The organism is Streptomyces sp. NPDC101194 (genome assembly GCF_044767885.1).
GTDB lineage: Bacteria > Actinomycetota > Actinomycetes > Streptomycetales > Streptomycetaceae > Streptomyces.
Window position 1 is genome coordinate 904,714 of sequence record NZ_JBIWOS010000002.1, and the last position, 13,710, is coordinate 918,423.

The following is a 13,710-nucleotide window of genomic DNA, read 5'->3' on the forward strand; positions in this document are numbered from 1 at the left end:
AGGGGTGCGGTCCCCCGCTCCGGGGACCGCACCCCTCGTGGCTGCCGCGACGTCACTCCGTGCGCAGTCCGTCCGGACGCATCATGCGCCACAGCGGTGGCAGCGACACCAGGGTGACCAGCGCGATCAGCGCCGCGCCCGCCCCCGCCATCGGCAGGAACAGCCACCATTCGGTCACCTGCTTGCTGATCATGTGGACCATCACGGCCCCCAGGCCGAGACCGCCGGCGATCGCGACCGCCAGTCCGATGAGAACGGGGACTGCGGTCTGCCAGAGCACCGACCAGCCGAGCGTGGTCCGCCGGGTACCGAAGGCGACCAGGACGGACAGCAGGCGCTTGCGCTCCCGCAACTGCTCCAGCTGCGAGACCAGCATCGCGACGGCGATCAGCAGCAGCGTCGCGGTCCCCCCGACCTGGAGGCCCCTCTGCACAGTGGCGTACTGCCGGTCGCGGACCACCGAGTTCAGGGCGACGACGCGCATCCCCGGGTCGAGCTGGGCCGCCGTGTTCCGTACGTACTCGGAGACGTCCTCGACGCTCCGGTCCACCCGGATCTGCGCGTTGGTCTGGGCGTGCGGCAGGGTGGTCGGGTCGATCGCGCCGACCGTGGCCACGATGCCGAAGTGTTCCTGGCCCATCGGATCATTGCGGGACGGAACGGTCCGGGCGTCGGCGGGCAGGGTCCACAGCTTCGACTTCTCGCCGGGTTCCCCCGCCATGGAGTTGAGCTCGACCGGCTTGCCCTTGCGGGCCGTCTCGTCCGTCCACTCCGCCATTTCCTTGTCCGGGGGGTGGACGACGAAGACGTCGCCCTCCTTGCAGGAGTCGATCCGGGCGATCTCGCGCAGCGTCGGGCAGTCGCCGACGGTCAGCGAGGTGGTGGGCTGGACGTCTTCGTCCTTGTACTTGCCGGGTTTGACGACGTACGTCTCGACCGTCCCGATGACCCCGGTCACGCCCTCGGTGGCCCGGAACTTCTTGATGGTCCGCGTGGCCGCGTCGCCGGTGACGGTCTCGGAGTACGTGTAGAACTGGGCCCGCGTCGGGTCCTGCCCGGTCATCCGGTTGAAGTCGTCGCCCACCGCGGCGAACAGCATCTGCAGCGCCACGGCGCCCGCGACCGCGACCGTGATGCCGCTGACCGCGCGGGAGGCCGCACCACTGCTCAGCTGGAGCCTGCGGGTGGCGAGCTGCCAGGGCACCGGGCCGCCGTGCAGCCGGTTCACGCACGCCTGGACCAGCCACGGCAGCAGCAGGGCGAGCCCGACGAGCACGAGCACGGCGCCGCCGGCGATCGGATAGGGGTTCACCACGCTGTCCGCCTTGCCGGACAGCACGAGCACCGCCAGGCCCGCGACCGGAACCAGCAGGCGCCACCAGATCCGGCGCTTGCGGTTGCGGCCGCTGCGTACGACGCCGAGCGGTTCGATGACCACCGAGCGCAGAGCGACCAGCGTGACCAGTACCGCCGCCACCGGAACCGCGACCACGATCAGCGCCGCCAGCCAGGGGTCGGGGACCAGGTCCGCCGGGAACGCGCTGACGTCCCACACCTCGACGGAGCCCATGAAGTGACGCCCCACCAGGAAGAAGGCCAGGCCGGCCAGCAGCCCGAGCACCGACCCGAAGAACGCCTCGCCGGCCGCGATCCGGCGGGTCATCCGGATGTCCGCACCGACCAGACGCAGCGCGGCGAGCCTGCGGTCGCGCCGCTCGCCGCCGAACCGCACGGCCGTCGCGATGAAGATCGTGACCGGCATCAGCAGGACGACACAGATCATGATGGTCAGCACGACGAGGATCGGCGACATGGGATCGGTCGGGCCCGGGTCGCCGTAACCGGCGATCCGGTGGCCGCCGGTGGCGGGAGTCAGGGTGTCGCTGCCCGCGTAGTAGAACAGCTCTCCCGGAGCGATCAGGCCGTCGTCGGCGATCGTGCCGATGATCCGGTACGGCAGCCGCTCCCTGAGGAGGCTGCCTTCCGAGGAGTCGAGCAGCTTCTTCAGAGCGGGGGAGACCACCATCTCGTGCGCGCCGGGGAAGTGTGCGACACCCGGCGGGACGACCGGACGCGTACCGTCCGCACGCATCAGGTAGCCCATGACGGTCCGGCCGCAGTACTCGGTCTCCCCGTTGATCCGGAGAACCGAGGTGTCGGTCTTCTCGGCCTGGGCGTCGGGCGAGTCGGCGATCTTGGTCTCGGAGCGGGCCTGGTCGCGCGCGGAACGGTGGTCGAGCATGTTCGGCACGGAGGCGGCGACCAGTAGCAGCGCCACGCCGAGGCCGACGCCGGCGGCGGTCAGCAGGGTGCGGATCCACCCCTCGCGCCCGCCGGACGCGGCGAACCGGACACCGAGGCCGAGGTCGCGCAGCAGGGCGGCGACGCCGGTGGGTTCGGTGGCCCGGGGCGGCGCGTCGGCCGGGACGTTCTTGTGGTCGAGCAGAGTCATACCGCGTGCTCCAGGTCGCGTGCCCGGCCGTCGCGCACGGTGACGTCGCGGTCGGAGTAGGCGGCGACGCGGGCCTCGTGCGTCACCAGGACCACGGCGACATTGGTGGACCGGGCCGCTTCGGTGAGCAGCTCCATGACCCGCTCGCCGTTGAGGGAGTCCAGGGCGCCGGTCGGCTCATCGGCGAAGACGACCTTCGGGGACGCGGCCAGCGCACGGGCCACGGCGACGCGTTGCCCCTGGCCGCCGGAGACCTCACCGGGACGCTTGGCGGCGACGTCGTCCACCTCCAGGCGCTCCAGCCAGTGGCGGGCGGCGCGTTCGGCGTCCTTGCGCCTGGCCCCGCTCAGGCGGAGCGGCAGGGCGACGTTCTCCACACAGGTCAGCTCCGGGACGAGCTGGCCGAACTGGAAGACGAAGCCGAACTCGGTGCGGCGCAGGGCGCTGCGCTCGGCGTCGGACATCGCGGAGAGCTCGCGGCCCGCGTAGGTGATCGTGCCGCTGTCCGGGGTGACGATCCCGGCGAGGCAGTGCAGCAGGGTCGACTTGCCGGAGCCGGACGGGCCCAGCACGGCGACGACCTCGCCGGGGTGGATGGAGAACGAGGCGCCGTCGAGCGCGGGGGTCGATCCGTACGACTTGTGTAGGTCGCGGGCGCTGAGCAGGGAGCCGGCGGGGGTCACGCGCGTACCTCCGCGGCGAGTCGGTCCAGCCGGGCGGCGGTCAGTTCCAGCCAGCGCAGATCGGCTTCGAGGTGGAAGAGCGCGTGGTCGCAGATCAGCTGATCGGCGAGGTCGCCCCGGCGCTTGCGGTCGGTGAGGATGCGCATGAGGCGCAGGTGCTCGGCGCGCTGGGTGTCCAGCAGGGCCTCGGCGCTCCGGCCGGTGAGCAGGGCCAGGACGACCTTGGTGTAGAGCGTCGACTGGAGATACGGCTCGGGCTTCTCCGGCTGTGCGAGCCAGGCGGTGACATCGGTGATGCCCGCCTCGGTGATCGCGTACCGCTTGCGTTCGGGGCCGCCGCCGCTCTCGACGCCGTCGACCTCGACGAGGCCGTTCTTGAGCAGCCGGGACATGGTCGAGTAGACCTGCCCGTAGTGCAGGGGGCGGTCGTGGCCGAACTTCTCGTCGAATGTCCGCTTGAGGTCGTAGCCGTGGCGGGGGCCGGACTCCAGGAGTCCGAGCAGGGTGTGGCCGATAGACATGCGGAGCACTGTACATGGTGTGTATACCTCGGGTGTATACGCAGGGGTGCCGGACCGGGGAAGGCTCGCGTGCCTTCCCCGGTCCGTCCCTCGTGCACCGCTTCGGGGCGAGGGGCGGGCGCCCCTCGCCCCGCCGGATTCCGCCCTCGCCGGACCCCCGGACCCCCGGGCCTCAGTCGCCGGGCGGGTTCGGCCTCTCCTTCGGCGGGCGCCCCCTGCGGGGGATCGGGCGGGCCGTGCCCGGCAGGCGGCCCGCCTCCGCCAAAGCCCTGCGCAGCAGGAACTCGATCTGGGCGTTCGCGCTGCGCAGCTCGTCGGAGGCCCAGCGGGCCAGCGCATCGTGGACCGCGGGGTCCAGCCGCAGCAGCATCTGCTTGCGCTGCGGCGGGGGCCTGCGCCCGGGGGTCTCTTCCGTCACTGGTAAAGAGTGCCCGTATTGAGGACCGGCTGCGCGGCGCGGTCGCCGCACAGCACCACCATCAGGTTGCTGACCATGGCCGCCTTCCGTTCCGAGTCCAGTTCGACGATGTCCTGCTCGGCGATCCGGGTCAGCGCCATCTCGACCATGCCGACCGCGCCCTCGACGATCTGCTGCCGGGCCGCGACCACCGCGCCGGCCTGCTGGCGCTGGAGCATCGCGGAGGCGATCTCGGGGGCGTACGCGAGGTGACTGAAGCGCGATTCGATGATCCGTACACCGGCGGCCTGCACCCGGGCGGTGAGCTCCACGGCCAGCTTCTCGGTGATCTCCTCCGCGTTGCCGCGCAGCGAGAGGCCGCCCTCCTCGTGGGCGTCGTACGGGTACTCGATCGCGATGTGCCGGACGGCCGCCTCGGTCTGGGTGGCGACGAACTCCAGGAAGTCGTCGACCTCGAAGAGCGCCTGCGCGGTGTCCTCGACCTTCCAGACGACGATCGCGGCGAGCTCGATCGGGTTGCCGTAGGCGTCGTTGACCTTCAGGACCGCCGTCTCGTGGTTGCGGACCCGGGTGGAGATCTTCCGGCTGCTGGTGAGCGGATTGATCCAGCGCAGTCCGTCGGTGCGGATCGTGCCGACGTACCGGCCGAAGAGCTGTATCACCCGTGCCTCGCCCGGTGCGACCATCTTCACACCCGTCATGCAGAAGAAGGAGGCGATGGCGAGCAGGATCCCGAAGATGCACACCGGGACGCCCACGCCGTTGTTCCCGTTCGAGCCGACGACGCCGCCGACGATCGCGAGCCCGATGCCGGCGATCACTCCGATCACGGTCAGCAGCAGGCCGAGACCGCCCGGGATGCTGTGCGCGGTCACCTCTCTCACCTGCGGTTCAGGCATCTGAGGGGCATCGGGTGCGAGGTCGGCGGTCAGAGTGGACGCGTCGTACGGATGGGCGTGGTCGGACATGGGATCCCCCGTTTCGGAAGGCCGGCAGCGACTGGTTCGGTGCTAGCAATGTGATTACACATTACCTGTCCTCGCAACCTTGAGCGCCTCTGGCGAGTCGGTTCCCTACAGAGCGGGTGCTGATTGTCACGTCCGGAAAAGGCCACATCGCTTGCTTTTCGTCCTTGCCGACGGTGTTAGCTGGCTGGGCTGAGCTGATCTGGTCGAGCAGAGAAACAGGAGCAAAACAGCGATGGGTCGAGCGGATGCGCGACGAGCCCAGCAGCGCGGAGCGCGGCGGGCCCAGAAGAGCGGCGGCATACGCAGACTCTTCACCTGGCGGAAGATGCTGGGCGCTTTCTTCGTCTTCTGCCTGCTGATCATGGGCGCCTTCGTGGCGCTCTACATGTATGTGGACATACCGAAGGCCAACGCCCTGGCCGAGCGGCAGAGCAACGTCTACAAGTACAGCGACGGCACCGTGCTGGCCCGGACCGGCAACGGGGTCAACCGGCAGAACGTGGATCTCGCCGAAGTCCCCAAGGACGTGCAGCACACCTTCGTGGCCGCCGAGAACAAGTCCTTCTACCAGGACAAGGGCGTCGACCTGAAGGGCACCGCGCGCGGCATCCTGAACACCCTCAGCGGCAAGGGCAAGCAGGGCGGCTCGACCATCACCCAGCAGTACGTGAAGAACTACTACCTGACGCAGGACCCGACGATCAGCCGCAAGCTCAAGGAACTGGTCATCTCCCTCAAGGTCGACCAGAGGTACGAGAAGAACGACATCCTCGCCGGGTACATCAACACCTCCTACTACGGCCGCGGCGCCAGCGGTATCCAGGCCGCGGCGCAGGCCTACTACGGGGTCGACGCCAAGAACCTCGACGTCTCGCAGGGCGCCTACCTGGCCGCGCTGCTCCAGGCCCCCAGCCAGTACGACTGGGCGGTCGCGTCACCGACCGGCAAGAAGCTCGTCAAGGAGCGCTGGGGCTACACGCTCGACAACATGGTCGAGATGCACTGGCTCGACAAGGCCGAGCGCGACACCCTGAAGTTCCCCGTCCCGGACAAGCCCAAGCCCGCCCCCGGCATGAACGGCCAGACCGGATACCTCGTCGAGGCCGCCAACGAGGAGCTGAAGAAGCAGGGCATCACGGCCGAGATGCGGCAGGCCGGCGGCTGGACCTTCACCCTCAACATCGACAAGAAGCGGCAGAAGCAGCTGGAGGAGTCGGTCGACCGGCAGCTGGAGTCCAAGCTGGACCGCAAGGGCAACAAGGTCGACGCGACCGTCCAGGCGGGTGCCACCTCCGTCGATCCGAAGACCGGAGCCGTCGTCGCGCTCTACGGCGGGGTGGACTACGTCAAGCACTACGTGTCCAACGCCACGCGCCGGGACTACCAGCCCGCCTCCACCTTCAAGCCCCTGGTGTTCGCCTCCGCGCTGGAGAACGAGTCGAAGACCCAGGACGGCGATCTGATCGGCGTCAACACCCGCTACGACGGCACCAGCAAGCGGCCGGTGGTGGGCGGCGACACGCCGTTCGCCCCGGAGAACGAGGACAACCAGAGCTACGGCGACGTCACCGTGCAGACCGCGATGAACAAGTCGATCAACTCGGTCTTCGCACAGATGGTCGTCGACGTCGGCCCCGCCGCGGTGAAGAAGACCGCGCTGGCGCTCGGTCTGCCCGACACGAACTTCCCCGAGCGCCCCGCCATCACGCTCGGCACGATGAACGCCTCGACCTGGGACATGGCGGGCGCGTACGCCACGCTCGACAACCACGGCAAGAAGGTCACCCCGTTCATCGTGAAGTCCGCCGTCCACCGCGACCGGACGGTCGAGCCGGTCAAGGGCATCGGCGACCAGGTGATCAGCCGCAAGTCCGCCGACACCGTGACCTCCGTCCTGCAGGGCGTCGTGAAGAGCGGCTCCGGCCGGGCGGCCAACACCTCGGCCTACGAGGCGGCCGGCAAGACGGGCACCTCGGAGAACAACAAGGCCGCCCTGTTCGCGGGCTACACCCCGGACCTCACCACGGTCGTCGCGCTCTTCGGTGAATCCCCCCAGGGCGGCACCCAGGTCAGCCTGACCGGCACCGCGAACTCCGGCCGCGCCAACGGTGGTGGCTTCCCGGCGGAGATCTGGGCGGACTACACCCTCGGCGCGCTGAACGGCGGCTCCAGCAACCAGTTCGACCTGCAGGACGTCGAGCGCGGCGAGGCCACCGTGCCCAACACCCCGTCGAACACCCCCTCCGCCCCGGAGAGCCCCACGCACTCCCCGTCCCAGGAGCCGAGCCGGCCGGCACAGAGCCCGAGCGACCAGCCCAGCCAGCCGGCCAGCCAGTCGCCGGAGCCGCCGCCGAGCCAGACCCCGGAGCCGCCGCCGAGCCAGACCCCGGGTCTGCCGGGCGACGGAGGGGACCCCGGACGGCCGGGCAACAGCAACAACAACGTCGTGAACAACAACGTCGCGAACCGCCCGCCCGGACAGTGAGGTCGTGAGGACACGGGTGAGGGGCGGTGCCGACCGGCACCGCCCCTCACCCGTGTCCGCCGCGTACGACGGTGTCAGCCGCCGTTGACCTTCTTGGCGATCCGGTCGCCGAGGTCCTTGTCGACGTTGCGCCAGTACTGCAGCGCCCGCTCCAGGACCGGGGCGCTCACCCCGTCCAGCAGATGGCCGGAAATGTTCGAAACCAGCCGGTCGCGGGCCGCGTCGTCCAGGACCTTGCGCACCATCGTGCCCGCCTGGCCCCAGTCGTCGTCCTCGCGGTGCAGCTTGTACGCCTCGTGCACCATCTCGCCCGCCGTGGCCCAGCCCGCCGGGTCGCCGAAGCGCTCGGTGTCCGCGGCCGGACCGCCGTACGAATTCGGCGCGTAGACCGCTCCCGTACGCGTCGGCTCGTACCGCATGGGACCGTCCTTCGCGTACGAGTTCCGGCCGAACCGCGGACGGTTCGGGGGAAGCTGCGCGTAGTTCGGGCCGATCCGGTACCGGTGGGTGTCCGGGTACGAGAAGAGCCGGCCGAGCAGCATCTTGTCGGGCGACGGACCGATGCCGGGCACCAGGTTCGACGGCTCGAAGGACGCCTGCTCGATGTGGACGAAGAAGTCCTCCGGGTTCTCGTTGAGCGTCATCCGGCCGACTTCGATCTCCGGGTAGTCGCCGTGCGGCCACACCTTCGTGAGGTCGAACGGGTTGAACCGGTAGTCCGGTGCGTCGTCGAACGGCATGATCTGGACGTACAGCGTCCAGCTCGGGTGGTCACCGCGCTTGATCGACTCGAACAGGTCGCGGCGGTGGACGTCACCGTCGATGCCCGCGATCTCGTCGGCCTCGGCCTGGGGGTAGAAGTCGATGCCCTGGTCGGTCTTGAAGCGGTACTTGACCCAGAACCGCTCGCCGCCCGCGTTCACCCACATATAGGTGTGCGAGCTGTAGCCGTTCATATGGCGATAGGTCTTCGGGATGCCCCGGTCGCCCATCAGCCACGTCACCATGTGGGCGGACTCGGGGGACAGCGTCCAGAAGTCCCACTGCATGTCGTGGTCGCGCACCGCGCTGTCCGGGCGGCGCTTCTGCGAACGGATGAAGTCCTGGAACTTCATCGGGTCGCGCACGAAGAAGATCGGCGTGTTGTTGCCGACCATGTCGTAGTTGCCGTGCTCCGTGTAGAACTTCAGAGCGAACCCACGGGGGTCGCGCCAGGTGTCGGGAGAGCCCTGTTCGCCGGCGACCGTGGAGAAGCGGGCGAGCATGGCGGTCTGCTTGCCCGGCTGGAAGAGGTCGGCCTTGGTGAACTGGCTGACGTCGTTGGTCACCTTGAAAACGCCGTAGGCACCGGAGCCCTTGGCGTGAACCACTCGTTCGGGGACCCGTTCACGGTTGAACTGGGCCATCTTCTCGATGAGGTAGTGGTCCTGGAGCAGGATCGGTCCGTCGGATCCGACAGTGAGCGAGTGTTCATCGCTCTCCACCGGGATTCCGGCGTTGTTCGTGGTGTATGGGGTGTTCTTGGTCTTCGTTTCCTCGGGCACGAGCGTCCTCCCGTCGGTGGGGGTTTCGGTCAGGTCGCCTCGTTCACGACTGAAGTCAACTCCGCCGACAGGAGGTCGGCAACATTTGGCTACCGTCCGTGCAGGGCTCTCGCGCGTGCCCCGCCCGGACCCTCCTACTGGCCCCGGGTCGGCATCTCGAACCAGACCACCTTGCCGGTCGACAGACGCGTCGCGCCCCACCGTCTGGCCATCCGGTTGACGAGGAACAGACCCCGTCCGCCCTCGTCCATGTCCCGTGCCCGGCGCTGCCGGGGCAGCTGCGGGGCGTCGTCGCCGACCTCGCAGCGCAACAGGTCGGTACGGAGCAGCCGCAGCGTCACCGGCCGCTCCGCGTACCGCACGGCATTGGTCACCACCTCGCTGACCAGCAGCTCCACCGAGTCGGAGAGCTCGTCGAGCCCCCATCGGCTCAGGGCCCGCCGGGCCAGCCTGCGGGCCCGGCCCGGCGCGGTCTCCTCCGGTTCGAGGTGCCAGTACGCGACATCGCTCGGCGCGATCCCGTCGAACCGGGCGGCGAGCAGCGCGATGTCGTCGTCCCGGTCACCGGGGCCGAGCATGTCCAGGACGTCGTCGCACAGGGCCTCCAGCGGTGGCGAGTGGTCCGGGCCGGTCAGCCGGGCGGTGGCGGCGAGCCGCTCGCGCAGCATCTCGATCCCGGTCCAGACGTCCCGCAGCCGGGACTCCACCAGACCGTCGGTGTACAGCAGCAGCGTGGCGCCCGCCGGCGCGTCCAGCTCGACGGCCTCGAAGTCCACACCGCCCACGCCGATCGGGGCGCCCGCCGGCACCCGCAGTACCTCCGCACGGCCGCCCAGATGGAGCAGGACGGGCGGCGGATGCCCGGCATTGGCGATGGTGATGCGGTGCGCGACGGGGTCGTACACCGCGTACAGGCAGGTCGCCATGCGGTCGCTGCCGAGCCGCTGCGCCTGCTCGTCGAGATGGTGCAGCACCTCCTGCGGCGGCAGGTCGAGCTGGGCCAGGGTCTGGGCGGTGGTGCGCAGCTGGCCCATGATCGCCGCGGACGTCATGGAGTGGCCCATGACGTCACCGACGACCAGGGCCACCCTGCTGCCGGGCAGCGGGATCGCGTCGTACCAGTCGCCGCCGACCCGGGCCGTCTCGGCGGCCGGGAGATAGCGGGAGGCGAGCCGGACGCCGGTCGGCTGCGGCAGCGAGTCGGGCAGCATGGTGCGCTGCAGCTCGTCGGCGATGTACGCCTCGCGCCCGTACAGCACGGCCTTGTCGATGCCGAGCGCGGTGTGCGTCGCCAGCTGCGCCGCGACCAGCAGGTCGTTGGCCTCGAAGGGCGGCCGCTCGGTGCCGCGCAGGAAGACGGCGGCGCCGATCACCCGCCGCCGGCCGCGCAGCGGGGCGAGGATCGCGCGGTGCCCGGTGGGTACGGCCCGTCCGGCGCCGAGCAGTTCGGGCAGCGCGGCGCGGGCCGCCGCGGAGTCGCCGAAGACCGGCCGCACACCGCGCAGCACCTCGGCGAGCGCGCCGCCCGAGCGGACCTCGCACAGTTCGGCCGCCGGGGGCATGTCGCCGTGCGGGTCGAGGGCGGGCAGCCGCAGGCGCTCGATCTCCGACGGGGTCTCGGTCTCGTCCTCGTTCAGGCGCAGCCGGTCCGACCGGCGCAGCCGCAGCACGAACGGGGAGACCGGCCGCTCGTCACCGACCGGGAGCGGGTCGCGGAGGTAGACCAGTATGGCGTCGGAGAAGGTCGGCACGCTGGCCCGGCACAGACCCAGCACGATCTCGTCCAGGTCTATGCCGCGGGCGATCCGCCGGGTGGCGGCGCCCACGAAACGCAGCCGGTCGCCCTCGCGACGGGCCGCGGCCTGTGGGTCGAGTCCCGCGGGGGCCGCCTGACTCGCTCCCGCGCCCGGCGCCGTGGCCGGGCCGGGGATCGCCGCGGTGGCAGGGGAAGCGGCCGACGCGGCATCCTGCTGCCGCGGCCGGGCGCGTTCCTGCGACCGGGCGGCGAGAGGCTGCCGGCCTTCGTGGGAGGTGGGGTGCTCCGTCACGCGTGGGGTTCCGTCCGTCCGGGCCGGTTGTATGAGGCAATCACCTCGTGGGGCGCTACTGTGCCCCGGCAAGAGCGGCGATAACAACGGCTGTCACCGGATGCCCCCGAACGAGGGGCCGAAACCGGATGCCCGCGGGACGGCTCGGTGACAACGTTTCCGGCGACGGGGCGAGCGACAGCGAGCACGTCTCCACCCCCTCGTAGTGGCTCAGGCGATTCATACGACTGATGCGGCTCATACAGCTCATGCAGTGCGTGGTGCTCGTGCGGTGACTTGTGATCAGGTCCGGTTCGTTGTCCGCCGGTTGGAGCGGATGCGTGCTCCGGACGACGATCCTACGTTTGCCCCCCTGGGGTGCAACAAGGGTCTCATGACGCCATGTGCGAGGGGGTACGGTCCCAGTCATCCGGGAGCGCCGGAATCCGCCAGCGCGGATCGGGCCGCCAGTCCTCCCAGCCGTCCCGGAACGGCGCGCCCCACTCCTGGATCATTTCGACGGCCGCTCGGCCCGCCTCCCGCACCCGCCGTGCGGTCCGCGGGGCCATCAGACCGACCCGCTGCGCCTGGGCGAACTCGTCCTCGTCGCGCCAGACCCAGCTGCGGTCCGGGTAGACGGAGATGTCGAGAAAGTGATCCTCGGAGTCGGTGCCGCCCGCCCAGCGGGTGCGCGGTTCCTCCAGGTTCACGTACCAGCTGCGGAACTGCCAGCCGGTTTCCCAGAAGAGCCAGACCGACCAGGGTTCACCGGGACGGGCGAGCTTGAGAACGCCGTTGCCGAGCCAGGGCGCGCGGGCGGTGGTGCGCGGGGCGGTGTAGCGGGTGGCGAGCGGCTCGTCGTGCACCTCGGTGCCGTTCGCCAGCACCGGCTTCACGCACTCGGTGCCGGGCGCCACCCACACGGCGAGCAGCTCGTCGGTGTCCTGGACGACGGTGACGGGACGGCAGATGTGCACCGGGTCCGGGGCGCGCTCCGGCGCGGCGTCCCGTGGTCGCGGGACGTTGCCGCGGTAGCGCCACAGGATGTGATCGCCCGGCGCCCAGTGCTCGATGTGTCCGCTGTCCGTACCTGCCATGGGCAGATCTTAGGGATGCCGCGGACCCGTTGCCGCGACGCGTGTCACGGGCGGGTCATGCGCAACACGTCCAGCGCCTCGTCGAGCTGCTCGACCGTGAGGTCGCCGCGCTCGACGTATCCCGACTCCAGCACCACCTCGCGGATCGTCCTGCGCTCGGCCAGCGACTTCTTGGCGACCTTCGCCGCCTCCTCGTAACCGATGTACTTGTTCAGCGGGGTGACGACGGACGGCGAGGACTCCGCGTACTCCCTGGCGCGCTCGACGTTCGCGGTGATCCCGTCGACCGTGCGGTCCGCGAGCAGCCGGGAGACGTTGGCCAGCAGCCGCACCGACTCCAGCAGGTTCTTCGCGATGACCGGCAGCATCACATTCAGCTCGAAATTGCCCGCCGCACCCGCGACGGCGACCGTCGCGTCGTTCCCCATCACCTGGGCCGCGACCATCAAAACGGCCTCGGGAATGACCGGATTCACCTTTCCGGGCATGATCGACGAGCCGGGCTGGAGGTCGGGAAGGCTGATCTCGGCCAGACCGGTGCGCGGTCCGGACGCCATCCAGCGCAGATCGTTGGAGATCTTGGTGAGCGAGACGGCGAGCGTGCGGAGCTGGCCGGACGTCTCCACGAGCCCGTCCCGGGCGCCCTGCGCCTCGAAGTGGTCCCTGGCCTCGGTGAGCGGCAGTCCGGTGGCGCGGGCGACCTCGGCGATGACGGCGGCGGAGAAGCCGGGCGGGGTGTTGATGCCGGTGCCGACGGCCGTGCCGCCCAGCGGCAGTTCGGCGAGGCGGGGAAGCGAGGAGCGCAGTCGCTCGATCCCGTACCGGATCTGCGCCGCGTAGCCACCGAACTCCTGGCCCAGGGTGACGGGTGTGGCGTCCATCAGATGCGTACGCCCCGACTTCACGACCGTCGCGAATGCGGCGGACTTGCGCTCCAGGGCGGTCGCCAGGTGGTCCAGCGCCGGGATCAGCTCACCGGTGACGGCCGCGGTCGCGGCGATGTGGATGGACGACGGGAAGACGTCGTTGGACGACTGCGAGGCGTTGACGTGATCGTTGGGGTGGACCTCGCGGCCCAGGCGCTCGGTGGCGAGAGTGGCCACGACCTCGTTGGTGTTCATGTTGGACGAGGTGCCGGACCCGGTCTGGAAGACGTCGATCGGGAAGTGGGCGTCCCAGTGCCCCTCGGCGACCTCCTCGGCGGCCCCCTGGATGGCCAGGGCGATGTCCGGGTCGAGCACCTTCAGTTCGGCGTTCACCTTGGCGGCGGCCGCCTTGATCCGGGCCAGGGCCTCGATGTGGGCCCGCTCCAGGCGCTGTCCGGAGATCGGGAAGTTCTCCACCGCGCGCTGCGTCTGGGCCCGCCACCTGGCGTCCGCGGGGACCCTCACCTCGCCCATCGAATCGTGTTCGATGCGGAAATCCGTGCCGCCCGCAGGGGTCGGTGCGGGGGTCTGTGACTCGTCCATGGGTGCAACCTCCTGAAAAAGTTGAGCACTTGTCTTGTTCTGTCTA

At 70.1% G+C, this 13,710-nt stretch carries 10 protein-coding genes; 1 reads left to right on the forward strand and 9 read right to left on the reverse strand.

Translation table 11 applies throughout. The features are described from left to right. Positions 1–52: 52 nt before the first annotated feature. From ACIRP2_RS10880 to ACIRP2_RS10900, 5 genes are all read right to left on the reverse strand, one after another. Complete coding sequence (locus ACIRP2_RS10880) at positions 53–2,452, reverse strand: ABC transporter permease (protein WP_404248614.1); 2,400 nt, start codon at positions 2,450–2,452, stop codon at positions 53–55. After that, entirely contained in the window at positions 2,449–3,135 is a 687-nt protein-coding gene (locus tag ACIRP2_RS10885; protein WP_404248616.1) for an ABC transporter ATP-binding protein, read from the reverse strand. Before ACIRP2_RS10885 ends, ACIRP2_RS10880 begins: the two co-directional genes overlap by 4 nt. After that, the gene (locus ACIRP2_RS10890) at positions 3,132–3,656 is read right to left on the reverse strand and encodes a PadR family transcriptional regulator (protein WP_404248618.1); all 525 of its coding nucleotides are present in this window, start codon (positions 3,654–3,656) and stop codon (positions 3,132–3,134) included. The genes ACIRP2_RS10885 and ACIRP2_RS10890 overlap by 4 nt, the downstream gene beginning before the upstream one ends. Before the next feature lie 172 nt (positions 3,657–3,828). Continuing rightward, a complete protein-coding gene (locus ACIRP2_RS10895) occupies positions 3,829–4,074 on the reverse strand; it encodes a hypothetical protein (protein WP_376211630.1) in 246 nt (81 codons plus the stop codon). Continuing rightward, positions 4,071–5,042, reverse strand: coding sequence for an SPFH domain-containing protein (locus tag ACIRP2_RS10900; RefSeq protein ID WP_404248621.1), 972 nt, complete (start codon positions 5,040–5,042; stop codon positions 4,071–4,073). Before ACIRP2_RS10900 ends, ACIRP2_RS10895 begins: the two co-directional genes overlap by 4 nt. A 232-nt stretch (positions 5,043–5,274) precedes the next feature. On the opposite strand from ACIRP2_RS10900, the gene ACIRP2_RS10905 reads away from it, so the two are divergent. Next, positions 5,275–7,527, forward strand: a complete 2,253-nt coding sequence (locus tag ACIRP2_RS10905) for a transglycosylase domain-containing protein (protein ID WP_404248623.1) — start codon at positions 5,275–5,277, stop codon at positions 7,525–7,527. 74 nt (positions 7,528–7,601) lie between these two features. Here the strand turns inward: ACIRP2_RS10905 and ACIRP2_RS10910 are convergent, their stop codons facing one another. The 4 genes from ACIRP2_RS10910 to ACIRP2_RS10925 all read right to left on the reverse strand — a co-directional run bounded on the left by ACIRP2_RS10910 (position 7,602) and on the right by ACIRP2_RS10925 (position 13,664). Further along, positions 7,602–9,071, reverse strand: coding sequence for a catalase (locus ACIRP2_RS10910; protein WP_404248625.1), 1,470 nt, complete (start codon positions 9,069–9,071; stop codon positions 7,602–7,604). Between the two features lie 134 nt (positions 9,072–9,205). Then, complete coding sequence (locus ACIRP2_RS10915) at positions 9,206–11,119, reverse strand: SpoIIE family protein phosphatase (protein ID WP_404248627.1); 1,914 nt, start codon at positions 11,117–11,119, stop codon at positions 9,206–9,208. Between the two features lie 371 nt (positions 11,120–11,490). Next, positions 11,491–12,195 (reverse strand): DUF402 domain-containing protein, encoded by a 705-nt coding sequence (locus ACIRP2_RS10920; protein WP_404248629.1) that lies wholly within the window; start codon positions 12,193–12,195, stop codon positions 11,491–11,493. Between the two features lie 44 nt (positions 12,196–12,239). Beyond that, entirely contained in the window at positions 12,240–13,664 is a 1,425-nt protein-coding gene (locus ACIRP2_RS10925) for a class II fumarate hydratase (protein WP_404248631.1), read from the reverse strand. Between the last annotated feature and the right edge of the window lie 46 nt (positions 13,665–13,710).